Consider the following 17,637-nt stretch of genomic DNA (forward strand, 5'->3'; position numbering starts at 1 on the left):
TCACTACCAAAGTGGGTTCCGGAAGTCGCGCCGGAGTCCCGCGGCCGGCCCCCGAACCGTAACACCGCGCCGGAGCCGCCTTCCTCCCGATAAACCGGCCGCCGGCGCTCCCGGATCAGCGAACGGACTCCCCGGGGCCCACCGCCGGGCCGTGGTCGAAGGTGCGGCGGGGTCCGGGCAGGCCGCTGGGAACGGCCGGGGAGCGCCGCTCGACGCGCCGCACGCCGAGGCTGCCGGCGACCTCGTTGCGCAGCTGCGGCAGCCGTGCGTACAGGACGTCGCCCGGGCAGGCGGTGGCGTTGTAGTCGCGGTGCCCGACGATGGCCGCGTGCGGGTCCAGCCGGTAGACGTCGCACAGCCACGCGCAGGTCTCGACGAGCCGGCCCCAGAGCGAGCCGGTGGGCCCGGCGGTCATGTAGATGCCCTCGTTCTCGATGCCGATCGTGTGGCTGTTGTGGTCCGCGGTGTGCGCCCCGACGACGTGCCGGCCCGCGCTGATGGCCTCGGCGCTGCGGTTGCGTCCCTCCATCAGGTGGCCGCCGCGGCTGATGGTGAGCTGCTGGCCTGTGTCGGCCCAGCCGTTGCCGTCCATGTGGAAGTCCTGGATCGAGCGCGACAGCGAGAAGGCGTGCTCCAGCGAGTAGTCGGTGGAGTTCGCCGTGGCGGTGTGGTGGACGACGATGTGGTCGGGGGGCTGGTCCAGCACCGTCGCCGCCGACGTGGGCGGCCGCGCCCCCCACTCGGCGCGTGTGTACAGCCGGGGCGCGTCCTGCGCCGAAGCCGCCGGCGGCGCACCGGCGACCGGTCCCAGCAGGGCCCCGCCGAGCACCGCGCCGGTGCCCCCGAGAAGGCCCCGGCGGGTGAGCCTGATTTCCGCGTCCATGCGCAACTCCCTCCGTTGATGTTGATCAACCAGAGCCATGGTCGCGACAATGGACAACTGAGACAATAGGGACTGATGCCCCTATCTCGAATTCGAGTGAACCGTGTGATTTTGTGCCAATTCACCGGTCGCCCGCCTGTGGGGTTGTCGGAGGCGCCCTGGAGAGAGCCGCAGCCGCCCGCTCCGCACGGCAGGCATCCCGCACGTGCCGGACGTCAGGGGCGGTAGGTGCCGAAGTACCACTCGTTGCCGTCCGGGTCCCGCGCCGCGTAGTCGCGGGAGCCGTAGTCCTGGTCGGTGAGCTCGCGGAAGATCTCGGCGCCGGCGGCCTTGGCGCGGTCGTGGTGGGCGTCGGGGTCGTCGACGGCGACGTAGAGGGCCGACCTCCCGGGTTCGCCGTTGCCGAACATGATGATGCCGGTGTCGTAGCTCATCTCGGCGTGGGCGATGTTCCCCTCGTCGTCCCTGTGGACGTCGGCGGGCTTGAAACCGAACGCCTTCTCCAGCCATTCCATGGACTCGGCCACGTCGGCGCAGTTGATGAGCGGGTAGAAGGTGCGGCGGATCTCGCTTGTCATGTCATCCTCCCTGGTCGTGGCTGACATGCCCAGTCTGGGAGGGCGGATCCCCGGCGTCTTGGACGAATGTGACCTCAGCGGCGGGCGGCGTCCCGTTCGGCGGCGAGGCGGCGGGTCTCGGGTGAGACGGGGGCGCCGAGGATCGCGGTCACGACGTCGATCAGGTAGCTGGTGAACAGGCGGTCGTCGGTGTGGGGGCCGGAGCGGGCGCGGCGGGCCAGCTCGATCGAGGCGTACAGGATGGCGGTGAAGCGGCGGTGCAGGCGGGCGGCGTCCTCTTCGAGGAGGGGTTCGACGAGGGTGCGCCAGCGGCAGAGGCTGTCCTGCGCCTTCTGGGGGGACGACCCCCCGGCCCCTTCGGCGACCGCCTCGGAGGGGTCGTCCCGCACGGCGGCGGGGACCAGAGGGTTCGGGCGGTTGACGACGTCCGCCCAGATCTGGAGGTAGGCGCGGCCCGACTCGTCGGCGAGGCGGGCCGCCAGCGGGCGGACGAGGGCCGCGGCCAGGGGGCGCACGCCCTGCTCGCCGTCCTCGTAGGCGTCGAGCAGGGCGTGCCGCCGGGCCTCCACGTCGGGGGCGTGGCGGGCGAGGATCGCGCCGACGACACCGGCGCGGTCGCCGAAGTGGTACTGGACGGCCGTGGCGTTGCGGGCGCCGGCCTCCTGGATGATCTCCCGGAGGCTCACGGCGTCCACGCCGCGCGCGGCGTAGAGGGCCTCGGCGGCGTCCAGCAGGCGTTCCCGGGTGTCATTCATTGCCGATGGCGTGCTCCAGGGCAGCGGCGAACCGCTCGCGGGCGGCCTCCCGGCGGGTGGGCAGGTGGCCGGACGGCCACAGGCCCTCGGCGGGCTCGACGTCGCGCAGCAGCTGGCGGGCGAGGGTGATCTTGTGGACCTCGGTGGGGCCGTCGGCGATGGCCATCGCCTGCGCCCCCATCATCATGGCGGTGAACGGCATCTCGTTCGACACGCCGAGGGCGCCGTGCAGGTGCATCGCGCGCTGGACGACGTCGTGGTACACCTTCGGCATCGCGGCCTTGACGGCGGCGATGTCCTTGCGGACCAGCTTGTAGTCCTTGTGCTTGTCGATCAGCCAGGCGGTGCGCAGGACGAGCAGCCGGAACTGCTCGATCTCGATCCAGCTGTCGGCGATCTTCTCCCGGGTCATCTGCATCTTGGCGAGCTTGCCGAACCGGGTCTCGCGGGAGACGGCGCGTTCGAGCATCATGTCGAACGCCTTGCGGACCTGCGCGATCGTGCGCATGGCGTGGTGGATGCGGCCGCCGCCGAGGCGGGTCTGGGCGATGACGAACGCGCCGCCCTCGTCGCCGAGGAGGTTCTCGGCGGGGACCCGGACGTCCTCGTAGCGCAGGTAGCCGTGGGAGCCCTCGCGCTCTCCGCCGACGCCCACGTTCCGGACGGTGATCAGGCCGGGCGCGTCGGCCGGGACGATGAACATCGACATGCCCTCGTACGCGGACACGTCGGGGTTCGTCACGGCCATCACGATCAGGAACGTGGCGTGCCGGGCGTTGGAGGAGAACCACTTCTCGCCGTTGATGACCCAGCCGTCCCCGTCGCGGACGGCCCGGGTGGTGAACAGGGTGGGGTCGGCGCCGCCGTGCGGCTCGGTCATCGAATAGGACGAGGAGATGTCGCCGTCCAAAAGGGGGCGCAGGTAGCACTCCTTCTGCACGGGCGTGCCGAAGTGGGCGATAATCTCCGCGTTGCCCGAGTCGGGGGCCTGGCAGCCGAACACCGAGGGCGCCCAGCGGGAGCGCCCGAGGATCTCGTTGAGCAGCGCCAGCTTCACCTGGCCGTAGCCCTGGCCGCCGAGTTCCGGGCCGAGGTGGCAGGCCCACAGCCCCTTCTCGCGCACACGGTCCTGGAGGGGGCGCACGAGTTCCTTGTAGCGGGGATCGGTCTTGTCGTACGGGTCGCCGAGGACGAGGTCGAGCGGCTCGACCTCGTCCCGGACGAAGGCGTCGGCCCAGTCGAGCAGTTCCTGGTAGGCGGGGTCGGTCTCGAAGTCCCATGCCATCGCGAGCCTCCTGGCGTCGTTTCCCTGAATAATCCATCTACCTCAACAGGTAATGCAAGTGCATGACTGTTACCCTCCGTTGTCTCGTGTCGGCAGGTGATCCGCGCCCGGGAAGGGACCCGCCAGTGCAGCCTGAGCAGATCGACCGCGCGCTCGTCGACTTCGACGTCCTGGCCGGCTGGATGGACGCCCGGGACCTGCCGGGCGGCCCGTTCGAGGACGTCGACACGCTGGCCGGGGGCACGCAGAACACCCTGGTGCGGTTCCGCCGGGGCGGCCGCGACTACGTGCTCCGGCGCGGCCCGACCCATCTGCGCCCGAGGACGAACGACGTCCTGCGCCGCGAGGCCCGCGTCCTGGCGGCCCTGGACGGCACCGACGTTCCCGCACCCCGCCTCATCGCCGCCTGCCCGGACGAATCCGTCATGGGCGGCGCGGTCTTCTACCTGATGACACCGGTCGAGGGCTTCAACGCCTCGGTCACGCTGCCCGCCCTGCACGCCCGGGACGAGTCCGTCCGGCACGAGATGGGGCTGAACGCGGCGCGGGCCCTGTCGGCCCTGGGCGCGGTCGACCACGAGGCCGTCGGCCTGGGCGACTTCGGCAAGCCGGAAGGGTTCCTGGAGCGCCAGGTGGGCCGCTGGCTGTCGGAGCTCGACTCCTACAGCGCGCTCGACGGCTACCCGGGGCCGGACATCCCGGGCCTGGACGGCGTCGCCCGCTGGCTGGGCGAGCACCCTCCGGCGGCGTGGCGGCCGGGCATCCTGCACGGGGACTACCACCTCGCCAACCTGATGTACGCGTTCGACGGCCCCGAGGTCGCCGCGATCGTCGACTGGGAGATGTGCACGATCGGCGACCCGCTGCTGGACCTCGGCTGGCTGCTGGCCACCTGGCCCTACCGCGCCGACCAGAGCGCGGCGCTCGCCGGCCCGCTCGGCGAGGCGGGCGGCCTGCCGGCGGCGGACGACCTGGTCGCGGCCTACGCCGAGCGCGCGGACGCCGCCGCCGGACGCGACCTGTCGTCCATCACCTGGTACGCGGTGCTCGCGTGCTTCAAGCTCGGCATCGTCCTGGAGGGCACCAACGCCCGCGCGTTCGCCGGGAAGGCGCCCCGGGAGACGGGCGACCTGCTGCACTCGATCACGCTCGGCCTGTTCCGCCGCGCCCGGGATTTCATCGGCTCCTGACGCGCCGCGCTCCCTCCGCACTTCGTGCCCCGTCCCGCTCGCGCCGGTGATCAAGAGCGTGTCACGATCGTCGCCAGGAGGTGGCGATGGAGATCCGCAGGGGCGGCGCCGGCGACGCGCCGCTGATGCTGGCGATGCTGGACGGCGCCGTGGCGTGGCTCACGGCGCAGGGCAGGACGGGGCAGTGGGGCACCGAGCCGTGGTCGGGCGATCCGCGGCGGGTGGAGCGGATCACGGCCATCGCCCGCGACGACGAGATCTGGGTGGCCGAGGTGGACGGGCGTCCGGCCGGGGTCATGGCGGTCGCGCCGGGGCCGCCGCACTATGTCGAGGCGATCGACGACCCCGAGCTCTACATCACGCTGCTGGTCACCGACCGCGCGTTCGCCGGGCAGGGGGTGGGCGGCGCGCTGATCGGCAAGGCCGAGGACGAGGCCCGCGCGAAGGGAGTCCGCGTGCTGCGCGTCGACTGCTACGGCGGCGGCGACGGGAGGCTCGTCGAGTACTACCGGCGCAACGGCTTCGAGACGGCCGCCGAGTTCACGGTCGGCGACTGGCCCGGCCGCCTGCTGTCCCGGCGCATCGGCGGTTAGGCGCCGCGCGGGTTGCAAATCCGGGCTTCGCGACGCAGCCTGGAGGTGACCGGTGAGAACGGGGCAGTCGGTGACGCCCTTGCGCCGCACGGACGGCGAATCGAGCCACTCGCCCCGTTCCACCGGTCGAGGCCCCCGGGAAGCCCGTGTCGGATTCCCGCCAGCGCGCCTCCGGCGGCGGCGGCATGCTCACCGGCATGACCAGGAACTTCCGTTTCGGTGTCGTGGGCGAGTCGATCCGTTCCGCCGCCGATCTGACCGCCACGGCCCGCCGTGCCGAGGACCTCGGCTACGACGTGCTGGTTCTGCGGGACCACTTCGTTTCCGAGCCCTTCGGGGACCAGCTCGCGCCCATGGTCGCCCTGGCGTCCGCCGCGGCCGTCACGAGCACGCTGCGGCTGGGCACCATGGTCCTGGCCAACGACTACCGGCACCCGGTGCTGCTCGCCAAGGAGGCGGCGACCCTCGATCACCTGTCGGGCGGGCGGTTCGAGCTGGGCGTCGGCGCGGGCTGGCTGCGCGACGAGTACGAGGCCGCCGGGATGCCGTTCGACGGGGCCGGGACAAGGGTGGACCGGCTGGAGGAGTCCCTGCAGATCCTGCGAAGCCTCCTCGGCGGCCGGAAGACCGATTTCGCGGGCGACCACTACCGGGTCGGCGGCCTGACGGCCTTCCCGCCGCCCGGACGCCGGCCGCCGATCGTCGTCGGCGCCGGGAGCAGGCGCATGCTCGGCATCGCCGGACGATACGCCGACACCGTCGGCGTCCTCCCGCGCGCCCTCCCGGACGGCACGATCTCCGAGGAGGTCACCGAACGCCGCCCGGCGACCATCGCCCGCAAGGTCGCCCAGGTCCGCGAGGCCGCGGGAGGACGGGACGTGGAGCTGAGCATGATGGTGACGCCCGCGTTCGGACCCGATCCCCGCCGCGCCGCCGCCCGGGTCGCCGTCCTGCGGGGCTGGGGGGCGTCGGCGGCCGGCCTCGTCCTCGGCATGCCGTCGCAGTTCGTGGGTCCGCCCGAGCACATCGCCGAGCAGATGCTCACCCGCCGCGACCGCTACGGCTTCACCTACTACCAGGTCCCGGACACGGTGATGGACGAGTTCGCCGCCGTCATCCCGCTGCTGGCCGGCTGAGCGGCCGGCCGGCCCCGGAGCCCCGGCCGGCGAGGCGTTCCGTCAGGCGTAGACCGCGTCGTGGAAGGCGATCTCGGCCTCCAGCATCCCGGTGAACCATCCCACGAGCAGGTCGTCCGGGACTTCCGCGGGGATCGCGTCGACTTCGCCGGCGAGGGCCTCCACGCCCGCGCGGAACCTCTCGTCCGTGTGGAGGGCCACCCAGTCGGCGACAGGGCCAGGAGAGACACGGCCCAGTTCACGTGCATGCGTGCACCACTCCAGGTACAGGCTTTCGGCCGCGAACATCACGGTCATGACGGCCGGATACCCGCCCTCGCGGGCCGCGGCGAGAGCGAAGTCCGACAGGACCCCGGCCCGCTGGGCCACGCCCGCGCGCGCTTGGACGGGCCAGGCGGCACGAGCGGATCGGAAATAGTCGGCCTGCTCGGTGGTCAGCGCGTGGACGGCCCGGGCGTTGCGTTCCATCGCGGTCCAGCTGGGGGCGTCCCATATCGCGACCCCGTGCAGGCGGGCCGCCGTCTCGACGAAGGACGCCTCGATCTCCAGGTAGTCGGCGTACTCCTGGTCGCCGACGGTGCCGTCGCCGACCTCCTCGGCGAACCGCATGGACACGGCCCGTTCCATGGGCTGGGCGCACGCGTCGAGAAGGCGTCGCGAGCGCGTCACCGCGCGAGCCACTCGACCAGGCCCCCGAAGACCCTGGCGTAGCCGTCCCACTCCTCGCAGAACGGCTTGGGCGCCCAGTGCGGGGAGCAGTCGGAGGTGAACACCGCCGACCGTCCCTTCCCGTGCGCGGTGACGGCGACGAGCGGGTCGCCGCCGAGGGTGGCGAGGACGTCGGCGCCGCGCCGGGGGCGGACGCGGTTGTAGCCGAGCAGGGCCGGCCAGGCGCCGGCGACGCCGCCGAGCGCCGGGTGGCCGGCGTCGGTCACCTCCGCGTGACCGCCCGCGGGGAGTTCGACGCGGTCGTCCTCGGGGAGCAGTTCGACGGGCAGCGCCTCGTGCAGCGCGGTGTTGCGGAAGGCGCCCTTGCCCTCGAACCCGGTGAAGGACAGGTAGCCGCCGACCATCAGCAGCCCGCCGCCGTCCCGCACCCAGCCGCGCAGGGCGCCGAGCCTGTCGGCTCCGGGCGCGGCCTGCTCGAAGACCTCGGGGGCGAGCTGGATGGAGTTCGCCCCGATGTCCGACAGGATGACGACGTCGTAGGCGGAGAGCGCGTCCGCGTCACCGGGGAACCCGGCGGGCACCAGATGGGCGGGCAGGTGGGTCACCTCGTGCCCGCGCCCCTCCAGGGCCCGGCGCAGCGGCTCGACGCCGGTCGCGTAGGTGCTGGTGGTGAAGGAGTCCACCCCCTTGATGTGGGTGGACTGGACGACCCAGCTCTCGCCTGCGATCAGGACGCGGCTCACTATCGATCCTCTCTCTCGTTCCAGGATGGGCCCGCCGGAGGCGGGCGGGTCAGCCCGCGGCGGCGGACTCGAACAGCCGTGCGGGGTTGGCCCGCAGGAGGCCGTCCGCGACCTCGCGGGGGACGCCGAGCCCGGCCAGCCGCCGGACGAACAGCGCGGGCGCGTACTGGAAGCCGTTGCCGCCGTACGTCGTGAGCATGCTCTTGAGGAACACGTCGTGGCTGAGCAGCAGCCGCTCGCCGTGCCCGCGCCCGATGAGGCCCGCGATCGCGCGGGCGGTCTCGTGCGGAGCCGGCGACTGCCCCTCGCCCGGGAAGGCGAACGGCATCCCGATCATGTCGAACTCCAGCCAGACGCCCCTGTCCGCGACCGAGTTCTGGTAGCCGGGATCGTCATGGGACGGGTCCATGTGGCACAGGACCACCGCCCCCGGTGGCACGCCGTAGCGGTCCAGGACGATGTCGAGCACCTCGTGCGCGCGGCGCCGCCAGCCCGGCAGGTGGACGTAGAGGGGGACGCCCGTCTCGCGCTGTGCCCGCGCCGCCGCGCCCAGGGCGGTGCGCTCGGCCGGGGTGAAGTCCGCCGAGACCCCGATCTCGCCGATCACGCCGGGCCGGATCCCGGTGCCGCCGGCGCCGCCGGCGAACTCGGCGGCCAGCTCGGCGGCCAGCCGTTCCTCGCCCGCCGACGACAGGTGCGAAGGGTGGAACGGCTCCAGGTACCAGCCGGAGCCCATCACGACGCGCAGGCCGCTGTCCTCGGCGAACGACCACAGCGCCAGCGGGTCGCGGCCGAGGCCGCCCGGGGTCACGTCGACGACGGTCCCGCCGCCGGTGGCCGCGAACGCCCGCAGGTCAGTGAGCATCGCCGCGTCGTCGTCCAGCGTGCAGTGGTCCAGGCAGGCGTACGGCTGCTCGCGCAGCAGCCACGCCAGGCCGGGGGTCGTCCGGGCGCCGCGCAGGAACGACAGCGCCGGATCGTCCGGTGTCCGCACCGCCTTGCGCACGTCGTTGCGCAGGTGCTCGTGGGTGAGGGTGAGCCCGAGATCCGCGCTGGACACCGGCCCGGTCACCGTCGTCACGGTGACCGGGCGCCGGGCCGCCTCCGCCGCGACGGTCACGATCTGCCCATGAGGTGCGCGGCCAGATCGGCGATCGACCGGCCGCGCAGGTTGATCCAGATCGCGGCGATCAGCACCAGGCCGGTGACGATCGGGGTGAGGAACGGGCTCACGCCGAGCAGGGTCAGCCCGTTGGCGATCACACCGGTGATCACCGCGCCGATGATGCTGCCGACCATCGTGCCGCGCCCGCCGAACAGGTGCGTCCCGCCGAGCACGACCGCCGCGATCACGGTGAGCTCGAAGGCCTGCCCCGAGTTCGCCGAGCCCGAGCCGAGCCGGGCCGCGGTGAGCAGCCCGGCGATGCCCGCCGCCGCCCCCGCCAGCATGAGCGTGATCATCTTGATCCGGTCGGTGTTCACCCCGGCGCGGCGGACCGACTCCTCCTGGGACCCGATCCCGTTGACGTAGCTTCCGAAGCGCGTCTTCGCCAGCAGCACACCGCCGAGCACGACGGTGACGAGCGCGATCCAGGCCAGGGCCGAGAAGCCGAGGAACTCCGCCTCCCCGATCCGGGCGACGTAGAGCCGCCGGTCGATCGGGACGGAGAAGCCCTCCGTCCACAGCTGCGCCAGCCCGCGGATCACCGACATGGTCGCCAGCGTGACGATGAACGGCGGGATCTTCTGGTAGGCCGACAGCCAGCCGTTCACCGCGCCCCAGAACAGCCCGGCGAGCACCGCGGCGATGATCACGACCGACGAGTCCCAGCCCGCCTTCAGCATCTCGGCGGTGCCGACGGCGACGAACGCGAGTGTCGAGCCCACCGACAGGTCGATCTGCCCGGTGGTGATCACGAACGTCATGGCGACCGCGACGATCAGCGTGATCGCGACCTGGGTGGCGAGGTTCGCCATGTTGTCGAAGGTCAGGAAGTTGTCCGCGGTGAGACCGAAGCCGGCGAACAGCACGAGCGTGACGCCGAGCATGGCCAGCGTCGCCTTGTTCGCGCGCTCCCACCGGCTCGGCGTCTCGGCCAGGACGGTCGGGGCGGGCGGGGCCTGGACGCTCATCAGGCGACCTCCTCGGCGGGCTCGGCGCCGGTACGGGTGATCATGGCGACCAGCCGCTCGATGTCCAGCGCGGACACCGGCTCGTCCTCGACGCTGCGGCCCTCGTACATGACGGTGATCCGGTCGCAGACCTCGAACAGGTCCTGCAGCCGGTGGGTGATCAGGATGACCCCGACGCCCTGCGCGGCGACGTCGCGGATCATCCGCAGCACCTGGCGGACCTCGGCGACGGCGAGCGCGGCCGTCGGCTCGTCCAGGATGAGCACGCGGGGCTTGAACGACACGGCCCGCGCGATCGCGACCGCCTGCCGCTGCCCGCCCGACAGCTGCCCGATCTCCTGGTAGGTGGACTTCACGCGGACGTGCAGCTCCGACAGCGTCTCGGCCGCCCGCCGGTGCATCGTGCGGCGGTCGATGAACGGGCCCCTGCGCGGCTCGCGGCCGAGGAACAGGTTGCTCGCGACGTCGAGGGTGTCGCAGAGCGCGAGGTCCTGGTACACGATCCCGATCCGCTCGCGGCGCGCGTCGGCCGGGTTGGCGAACCGGACGTCCCGCCCGTCGATGGTGATCTGCCCGGCGTCGTGCTGCAGCGCCCCGGCAAGCACCTTCATCAGCGTCGACTTGCCGGCGCCGTTGTCGCCCACGAGGCCGAGGACCTCGCCCGGCGCGAGGGTCAGGTCCACGCCGCGCAGCGACCGCACCGCGCCGAACGACTTGGTGATCCCTCTCAGCGTGACCAGCGGCTTCTCGCTCATCACTTCTCCAGGTAGTAGAGGTAGTCGCGGACGTTGGCGGGGGTCACGATCTGGGTCGGCACCGGCACGTTCCGGGGCGCGGACCGGCCGCACGCGAGATCGATCGCGGCGTTCATCGACTCGTAGCCGAAACTGAAGGTGTTCTGCTGGACGACCCCGGCGATCCAGCCGGCCCTCAGCCCGTCCATCGCCTGCGTGGACAGGTCCCAGCCGACGACCTTGAGGTCCTCGGTCCGGTTCTGGCTGACGACGGCCGCCGCGAGCCCGATGAGCGCGGGCTCTCCGGTGGCGTAGGCGTAGGGCAGGTCCGGGGCCCCGGTCAGCAGGTTCTCGGCGGCGGTCTGGGCGTTCTCCTGGACGTTGCGGCCGTCCACCACGTTCTTGATCTTCATTCCGCCGGCGGTGGCCCGGTCGGTGAAGCCCTTCTGCCGCTCGTTCTGGACCGTGCTGTTCAGCGCGCCGACGACACCGATCTCGCCGCCGCCTCCGGAGATCTTCAGCAGCGCGTCCGCGATCTGCCTGCCGCCCTCGGCGTTGGCCGTGCCGACCTGGGTGGAGACGGCCGGGTCGTCCACCGTGGCGTCCACCGCGACGACCGGGATGCCGGCGTCCTTCGCCCGGCGGATCGCCGGCTTGATGCCCTCGGTGTCCACCGCGTCCACGATGATCGCGTCGTACCGGTCCGCGACGAGGTTGTCGACGGCGTTGGCCTGCTTGGTCGAGTCGTCCTCGCCGTTGACGATCTGCACGTGCGCGCCCGCCTGGGCCGCCACCGTCTTCGCGCCGGTGATGATCTGGTTGAAGAACAGGGCCTGCAAGTTGATCGGGACGATTCCGATCTTCGGCGCGCGGCCCTCGACCTCGCAGGACTCCGCGATCCGCCGAGGCGGAGGCGGGCCCTGCTCGGTGGCCTTCTCCTCCGCCTCGATCTCGCGCCTGGCCTGCGTGTCACAGCCGATCGTCGTGAGCAGCAGGCCGAGCGCGACGACGGCGGGCACCGTCCGTCGCATCATGTCTCCTTTCCCTCGGGGCGGGTGAGCGCGCGGTCCCCGCTCGCGTCCGGACGCAGGCGGGCCTGCTCCCCGTGGACGTCGATCCGGGCCGCCTCCATGTACGACAGGACGGCCTCGCGGCGGGGCAGGCCGTCGCGCGCCCCCTGCCGGGTGCACGACAGCCCCGCCGCGACGGCCGCGACGCGGGCCGCGCCGAGGGGCGGCGCGCCCCGGTCGAGCTCGGCGCAGTAGGCGCCGGCGAAGCAGTCCCCCGCGCCGGTGGCGTCGACCACGGGCACCTTGATCGCCTCGCCGCGGTGCCGCCCGCCGTCCGGCGTGAACAGCGCCCAGCCCCGCGAACCGTCCGTGACCACCAGGTTTACCCGATGAGCGACGGCCTCGGCCGCGAGCACGCCGTCGCCGCCGAGGGCCGCGGCGGCCTGGGCGCGCCCGACCAGCGCGTGGTCGGCCACGCGCAGCGCGGCGCGCATCGCCTCCGCCCCGTCGCAGCCGTCGAGGTCGACGACGACCCCGGGGCCGCCGGGGCCGCCGAGGACGTCCGCCGCCTCGGGGAACCGGTAGCCGTCGAGGTACAGCCAGGCGGCGTTCGCGTCACGGGCGGCCCCCGCGACGCCCGTGATGTGCGCCATGGTGACCTCGTCGTCCTGGCTGATGATGGAACGTTCCCCGTCGGGGGTGAGCAGCACGACGGCCGTGGTGAGCACGCCGGTGCGCGCCGTCCAGTCCGTTCCGACCCCGTCGGCGGCCAGGGCCTCCAGGAACGCGGTGCTCGCGGCGTCGGAGCCGACGACTCCCGCGAAGCGGGCGGCGGCGCCCATCCGGGCCGCCGCGACCGCCGCGTTGGCCGCCATCCCGCCCTCGCCGCGCCGCACGCCGGTGGCCTGGACGCGGGCGGCCGGCCCGGGCAGCACCGGGACCGCCACCGTCAGGTCCACGTTGGCGTAGCCGCAGAACACGATCACGGCAGCACCGCGCCCGCCCTGGCGGCGGCGGCCGTCAGCTCGCGGACCCTGGCCCCGTCCACCCGCCCCCACCAGCGGCCGTTGTCCTTGACCGAGGACGCGACGATCACGCCGTCGCAGGCGGGCAGCAGCTCGCCGATGTTGCGGGCGGTGATCCCGGAACCGATGACCACCGGCAGCGTCGTGTGCGCGGCGATGCCCTCGACCTCGTCCCGGGCGGCGGCGTCGCCCGTGCGCGAGCCGGTGGCGATGAGCACGTCGGCGCCGAAGAACTCGGCGTCCTCGGTCTGCTCGGCGAGCGACCGGTCCGCGACGATCGCGTGGGCTCCGTGCTTGACGTGCACGTCGGCGAAGACCTTCACCGGCCCCGCGCCGATCCGGCTGCGGTAGCGGGCGGCGTGCGCCGCCTGCCCCTCGATGATGCCCTCGTTGGCCACGTAGGCGTTGGCCCACTGGTTGACCCGGACGAACCCGGCGCCGCCCGACCATCCCGCGGCGATCGAGCACTCGGCGGCGTTGGACAGGACGCTGACGCCCAGGCGCCCTCCGGTGGCGTACCGGACGCGGTCGGTCACGACGGCCATCGCGGCGGCCGTCTCATAACCGTGCTCGCCGGGCTTGAGGAACGGGATGTCCCAGTGGTTCTCGACGATGAGGCCGTGGCAGCCGCCCTCCAGATAGGCCCGGGCCTCCTCCGTGGCGAACGCGCAGATGTCGTCCAGCGGGACGCCCTCGTAGTGAGGGCTGCCGGGCAGTGGCGGCAGGTGCACGACGCCGATGACGACCTTCGGGGTGCCGAACAGCTCCTCCACGGCGTTCCGCCTGGGAGGGAACACGCCCAGCGCCCGATCGTTCCCGGTCACGCTCACCACGGCAGCTCCTGTGTAATCGATTTCAGTCCGGTTGAGCTGAACCGTAGATACGGATCCCCAGGACAGTCAAGGGGGTATAGTCATCCCGACCGTTGGTGATCGGGTGCAGAGCACTCTCGGACCTTCTGGAAAGGTAAACGATTGCAGCGGGTGACGATCGCGCAGGTCGCCGAGGCGGCCGGGGTCTCCACCGCGACCGTGTCGCGCGTGCTGTCGGGCCGCGGACCCGTCTCGCCCGGCGTCCAGCGCAAGGTCAGGCGCGCCGCCGACGAGCTCGGCTACCAGGTCAACTCCATCGCCCGCGCGCTGCGCAACAGCCGCACCGACACCGTCGGGATGGTCGTGCCGAGCATCTCCAACCCGTTCTTCACCTCGCTGGTGGAGAGCGTCGAGCACGCGCTCGGACGGGACGGCAAGGAACTGTTCCTCTGCGATGCCCGGTCCGACCCGGAGATCGAGGCCCGGCGCCTCGCCACCCTGGTCGCGCGCAACGTGGACGGCATCATCGTCAGCCCGAGCCACGGCACCCTGAGCGGCCCGGCCGTGCAGGAGACGGCCGACCGGCTGCCGCTCGTCCAGCTCGACCGGTTCGTCGGGGGGACCAGCACCGACTGGGTCGGCGTGGACGACATCGCCGCGATGCGCCAGGTCATGGACCACCTGCACGAGGGCGGGGCGCGGTCGGCCGCCTTCGTGGGCTCCCTGCTCACCAACTCCTCGACCGAGCAGCGCTTCGCCGGCTTCCGCCGCCGTGCCGAGGACCTCGGCATCACCGTCGACCCCGGCCACGTGCTGCTCGGCGACTACAGCGTCGACTGGGGCGAGACCGCCGCCGCGCGCCTGGCCGCGGCGGACGGCCCGCCACCCGACGCGATCGTCTGCGCCGACGACCTGATCGCCCTCGGCGTCACCCGGGCCTGCCGCGCCCATGGCGTCGACGTCCCGGGGCGGGTCCAGGTGACCGGGTACGACAACATCGAGTTCTCCCGCCTGGGCGAGCCCGCGCTGACGACCGTCGACCAGCCGCGGGACCGGATCGCGGAGGAGGCCGTGCGGCTCCTCGCCGCCGCGGCCGCCGCCGGGGAGGGCGGGGGCGACGGACGGGCGGCGCGCGGGCCCTCGGCGCACATCGCGCTCGTGCCGAGCCTGGTCGTCCGGGAGAGCACGCGCGCCTGAACGGGAGGGCGGACGATGGACGAGGCAGTCGACCTCGCGCGGCGGCTGGTGCGGATCGACACCAGGGGCGGCGGTGAGCGGGAGGCGGCCGGCCTCGTCGCCGACGTGCTCGACGGCGCCGGTTTCGACGTCCGGGTGGAGGAACCCGTCGAGGGGCGGGCCAATGTCGTCGCCCGGCCCCCGGCCCCCGCGGCGCGGATTCCGGTCACCCTGACGGGGCACCTGGACACGGTGCCCGCCGATCCGTCCGGCTGGTCGTTCGACCCGCTGAGCGGCGAGGTCCGGGACGGGCGGCTGCTGGGACGCGGCAGCAGCGACATGAAGGCCGGCGTCGCCTGCCAGGTCGTGGCCGCCAGACGGGCGGCCGCGGAGGGCCGCGCCTCCGTGCAGCTGGTGTTCACCTTCGGCGAGGAGACCGGCTGCGACGGCGCCGCCCTTCTCGACGCGTCCTCGCTCACCCCCACCGGCCTGCTGGTCGTCGCCGAGCCGACCGGCAACCGGACGGTCCTCGGGCACAAGGGCACGCTGTGGCTGAGGGCCACCGCCCGCGGCGTCTCCGCGCACGGGTCCCGGCCCGACCTGGGCCGCAACGCCCTCACCGCGCTCGCCGCCGCGGCGGCCCGCGTCCACGGCCACCGGGACTGGCCGGTGAGCGCGACGCACGGCCCCGCGACGGTGAACGTCGGAACCTTCCATTCGGGGTCTCAGCCGAACCTGGTGCCCGACCACGCCGAGATGCGCCTGGACGTCCGCACCGTGCCCGGGTTCGGCTCCGACGACGCGGTGGCGGTGATCTCCGAGCTGTGCGGTCCCGGGATCGAACTCCAGCGGATGGTGGACCTGCCGGGTGTGGCGACCGACCCCGCCGCCGCGGGCGTGCCCGAGGCCGTGGAGCTGCTGGCGCCCGGCTCGTCCACGGGAGCGCCCGAGTACGCGACCTACTTCACCGACGCCTCGGTGCTGGCCGCGAAGCTCGGCGGTCCCGCCGTGGTGGTCTACGGCCCCGGTGACCCGGAGCAGGCCCATGTGACGGACGAGACGTGCTCGGTGGCCCGCATCGGGGAGGCCGCGGAGGCTCTCCACCGCCTCCTGCGGGCGGTCGGCGGATGAGTACGGGGATCCCCCGGTGATCTCGCGATCCCGGGGAATCCCCGTTCTCCATGCACCGGCAGCCCTGTGCCGGGTCTGTGAGAGGCCTCACGACCGCTTGGTGCGCGGGCTCGCGTCCGCCGGCGTGAGCCGTGTCACGGACCGGTCGTGAGCTGCCTCATGCCTCCTGTCAGGGGCTGAAGGGCTTGGGCTTGCCCTTGCCCTCCCCCTTGCCCCACTTGAGGACTTCCCACTTGAGGCCGTCGAGGTGTCCTTCGCCGACACCGGCCTCGTACTTGCTCTCCGGCTTCCCGCCGTCGAGCAGGTACCGGAAGGTGTAGGTGTCGAGGTCGAGCATGATGCCCCGGTGCGAGGGCTCGCCCGGCCCGCGGTCACCGACGAAGCCGGTCACGCTGCGGCCGTTGTAGGAGACCTTGACCTTGGTGTGCATGGGCCAGCTCGGGCTGGCGAACATGCCCTTCTGCATCGGCTCCCCGCTCGCCGGCGCACCCGTGTCGCCATTGACGCCGGAGCCGTCGTCCCAGAAGTAGGACGCGGTGGTCTTGCCGCTGAGCAGGACTTCGGGGCCCTTCTCCTCACGCTTGCTGTCCGAGGACGCGGACGTCCCGGCCTCGCGCTTCTCCGCACCGCCGGAGCCCTTCTCGGCGCCCTTCTCGGCGCCGCCGGCGGTGGCCTTCTCGCCGCCGGTGGCCTTCTCGCCGCCGGGCCGGTGCTGCTGGGCGGCCACGGCCTCCTGCGTGAGGAACTGCTTCTCGCTGGGAGCGGAGTCGTCACTGGCGGCGGCGACACCGGCCACGAGCATGCCCGCGAGGGCGGTACCGGTGACACCGGTCAGGACGGCATTGATCGCTCGCTGCTGCATGAAATTCCTTCGTTCGGGGTTCAGGGCTGCCGTTCCGCGCCGGGCGGCGTACGCCGGAATCCGGGCAGGGGGGAACGGCTCCGAGACTCGGGACTCGGGAGATGCCGCCGCGAGGTTCATCCGCGTGATCCGGCCCGCGGGCATGGCGGACCGCGCTCGCACCCAATGGCGCACGCCACGTCTTCGGGCATGCCAATGAGGCGGGCTTCGGTTAAGCGGAGATTGACGCCGACCGGGGGCTCACTGGCCCCGCACGGATACGGCCGGTGCATGGGACGGCCGTGGGTTCGGCGCAGAGGATCCCGCCTGGCGGGCGGGAGGCGACGGCTAGGCGTTCGGGCAGGTCAACGGGTCTTTGACCCTGACCTGGGGCCGACTATATACGGCATTACCGTGGTTTCGCCAAACGGGCGATTTCTTTACCTTTGGTCAGGTAGATCTTTTCCGGTTCGTCCGTGGCGCGGCCGCCGGACAAAAAGATCATTATGCTCGCATGGCTCCCACGTGCAGGGCCGCTCATGGTTCAGCGTTTGCACGTCCGTGAATGTTCCCGATCCGTGATGTGGGATCCGGGCCCTGTCCAGGGCACACCATGATCCTTTATCGGCGGCGTTGACGCGGCCGGGAACCCGCTTCTTGAACGGCGCGCCTGTGCGTATCGGTCACTGGACCGTCCGCGTCCCTGATGCCCCGAGGGCCGGGCGACGTCGCGTCCGCCGCGCGCCCCGGCGAAGCGGCGGGTCAGTGCGCCGGGTAGACCGATGGCACGAGCGGAGTCGGGCCGGTTCCACCGGTGAACGCCGGCGTCCCGGGCGGCGGCGGAGCGAACCGCGGCTCCGCGTAGACGGGCCCCCCGTAGGCGGGTTCCTCGTAGGCGGGCTGCCCGAAGGCCACGGCCGCCACGGGGCCCTGGGGGCCGGAC

At 72.7% G+C, this 17,637-nt stretch carries 18 protein-coding genes and 1 pseudogene; 5 read left to right on the top strand and 14 right to left on the bottom strand.

Features of this window, described 5'->3' with window-relative positions; genetic code table 11:
- Nucleotides 1-115: 115 nt before the first annotated feature.
- The 4 genes from E1281_RS08040 to E1281_RS08055 form a co-directional block, all read right to left on the bottom strand.
- Nucleotides 116-883, bottom strand: coding sequence for a peptidoglycan recognition family protein (locus tag E1281_RS08040; RefSeq protein WP_131876515.1), 768 nt, complete (start codon nt 881-883; stop codon nt 116-118).
- A 215-nt stretch (nt 884-1,098) separates the two neighbouring features.
- Nucleotides 1,099-1,461, bottom strand: coding sequence for a VOC family protein (locus tag E1281_RS08045; RefSeq protein ID WP_131876516.1), 363 nt, complete (start codon nt 1,459-1,461; stop codon nt 1,099-1,101).
- Between the two features lie 74 nt (nt 1,462-1,535).
- Nucleotides 1,536-2,216, bottom strand: coding sequence for a TetR/AcrR family transcriptional regulator (locus E1281_RS08050; RefSeq protein WP_131876517.1), 681 nt, complete (start codon nt 2,214-2,216; stop codon nt 1,536-1,538).
- Complete coding sequence (locus E1281_RS08055) at nt 2,209-3,501, bottom strand: acyl-CoA dehydrogenase family protein (RefSeq protein WP_131876518.1); 1,293 nt, start codon at nt 3,499-3,501, stop codon at nt 2,209-2,211. The genes E1281_RS08050 and E1281_RS08055 overlap by 8 nt, the downstream gene beginning before the upstream one ends.
- A gap of 125 nt (nt 3,502-3,626) precedes the next feature.
- Between E1281_RS08055 and E1281_RS08060 the strand changes: the two genes are divergently transcribed.
- The 3 genes from E1281_RS08060 (at nt 3,627) to E1281_RS08070 (ending at nt 6,420) form a co-directional block, all read left to right on the top strand.
- On the top strand, nt 3,627-4,691 hold the full coding sequence (locus E1281_RS08060; RefSeq protein ID WP_347813274.1) for a phosphotransferase family protein: 1,065 nt from the start codon (nt 3,627-3,629) through the stop codon (nt 4,689-4,691).
- 86 nt (nt 4,692-4,777) lie between these two features.
- The gene (locus E1281_RS08065) at nt 4,778-5,284 is read left to right on the top strand and encodes a GNAT family N-acetyltransferase (RefSeq protein WP_131876520.1); all 507 of its coding nucleotides are present in this window, start codon (nt 4,778-4,780) and stop codon (nt 5,282-5,284) included.
- Nucleotides 5,285-5,430: 146 nt separating this feature from the next.
- Nucleotides 5,431-6,420 (top strand): TIGR03621 family F420-dependent LLM class oxidoreductase, encoded by a 990-nt coding sequence (locus E1281_RS08070; RefSeq protein ID WP_131876521.1) that lies wholly within the window; start codon nt 5,431-5,433, stop codon nt 6,418-6,420.
- 42 nt (nt 6,421-6,462) lie between these two features.
- Here E1281_RS08070 and E1281_RS08075 read toward each other — a convergent pair whose 3' ends face one another.
- From E1281_RS08075 to E1281_RS08110, 8 genes are read right to left on the bottom strand one after another with little or no spacing between them, the layout of a single operon-like run.
- Nucleotides 6,463-7,029 carry a TenA family protein gene (locus E1281_RS08075; protein WP_243716706.1) on the bottom strand — a complete coding sequence of 189 codons (567 nt, stop codon included), beginning with the start codon at nt 7,027-7,029 and terminating at the stop codon, nt 6,463-6,465.
- A 56-nt stretch (nt 7,030-7,085) separates the two neighbouring features.
- The gene (locus E1281_RS08080) at nt 7,086-7,832 is read right to left on the bottom strand and encodes a glutamine amidotransferase (protein ID WP_207943172.1); all 747 of its coding nucleotides are present in this window, start codon (nt 7,830-7,832) and stop codon (nt 7,086-7,088) included.
- 49 nt (nt 7,833-7,881) lie between these two features.
- Nucleotides 7,882-8,952 (bottom strand): phosphotriesterase, encoded by a 1,071-nt coding sequence (locus tag E1281_RS08085; protein ID WP_131876524.1) that lies wholly within the window; start codon nt 8,950-8,952, stop codon nt 7,882-7,884.
- Entirely contained in the window at nt 8,949-9,965 is a 1,017-nt protein-coding gene (locus E1281_RS08090; RefSeq protein ID WP_131876525.1) for an ABC transporter permease, read from the bottom strand. Before E1281_RS08090 ends, E1281_RS08085 begins: the two co-directional genes overlap by 4 nt.
- Nucleotides 9,965-10,720: an ATP-binding cassette domain-containing protein gene (locus E1281_RS08095; RefSeq protein ID WP_131876526.1), complete on the bottom strand. Its 756-nt coding sequence runs from the start codon at nt 10,718-10,720 to the stop codon at nt 9,965-9,967. Before E1281_RS08095 ends, E1281_RS08090 begins: the two co-directional genes overlap by 1 nt.
- Entirely contained in the window at nt 10,720-11,733 is a 1,014-nt protein-coding gene (locus tag E1281_RS08100) for a substrate-binding domain-containing protein (RefSeq protein ID WP_131876527.1), read from the bottom strand. Before E1281_RS08100 ends, E1281_RS08095 begins: the two co-directional genes overlap by 1 nt.
- Complete coding sequence (locus E1281_RS08105) at nt 11,730-12,695, bottom strand: carbohydrate kinase family protein (protein ID WP_131876528.1); 966 nt, start codon at nt 12,693-12,695, stop codon at nt 11,730-11,732. Before E1281_RS08105 ends, E1281_RS08100 begins: the two co-directional genes overlap by 4 nt.
- Nucleotides 12,692-13,558 carry a BtpA/SgcQ family protein gene (locus E1281_RS08110; protein ID WP_207943173.1) on the bottom strand — a complete coding sequence of 289 codons (867 nt, stop codon included), beginning with the start codon at nt 13,556-13,558 and terminating at the stop codon, nt 12,692-12,694. Before E1281_RS08110 ends, E1281_RS08105 begins: the two co-directional genes overlap by 4 nt.
- 159 nt (nt 13,559-13,717) lie before the next feature.
- Between E1281_RS08110 and E1281_RS08115 the strand changes: the two genes are divergently transcribed.
- Both E1281_RS08115 and E1281_RS08120 read left to right on the top strand, forming a co-directional pair.
- Nucleotides 13,718-14,743 carry a LacI family DNA-binding transcriptional regulator gene (locus tag E1281_RS08115; RefSeq protein WP_207943174.1) on the top strand — a complete coding sequence of 342 codons (1,026 nt, stop codon included), beginning with the start codon at nt 13,718-13,720 and terminating at the stop codon, nt 14,741-14,743.
- A gap of 15 nt (nt 14,744-14,758) precedes the next feature.
- Nucleotides 14,759-15,853, top strand: coding sequence for a M20 family metallopeptidase (locus tag E1281_RS08120; protein ID WP_131876532.1), 1,095 nt, complete (start codon nt 14,759-14,761; stop codon nt 15,851-15,853).
- Between the two features lie 169 nt (nt 15,854-16,022).
- On the opposite strand, the gene E1281_RS08125 is transcribed toward E1281_RS08120, so the two are convergent.
- Nucleotides 16,023-16,715 carry a hypothetical protein gene (locus E1281_RS08125; protein WP_131876534.1) on the bottom strand — a complete coding sequence of 231 codons (693 nt, stop codon included), beginning with the start codon at nt 16,713-16,715 and terminating at the stop codon, nt 16,023-16,025.
- Nucleotides 16,716-17,456: 741 nt separating this feature from the next.
- Nucleotides 17,457-17,637: pseudogene (locus E1281_RS40060) on the bottom strand (hypothetical protein); the annotation flags it as partial.

Source organism: Actinomadura sp. KC345, from assembly GCF_004348515.1.
Taxonomy (GTDB): domain Bacteria; phylum Actinomycetota; class Actinomycetes; order Streptosporangiales; family Streptosporangiaceae; genus Spirillospora.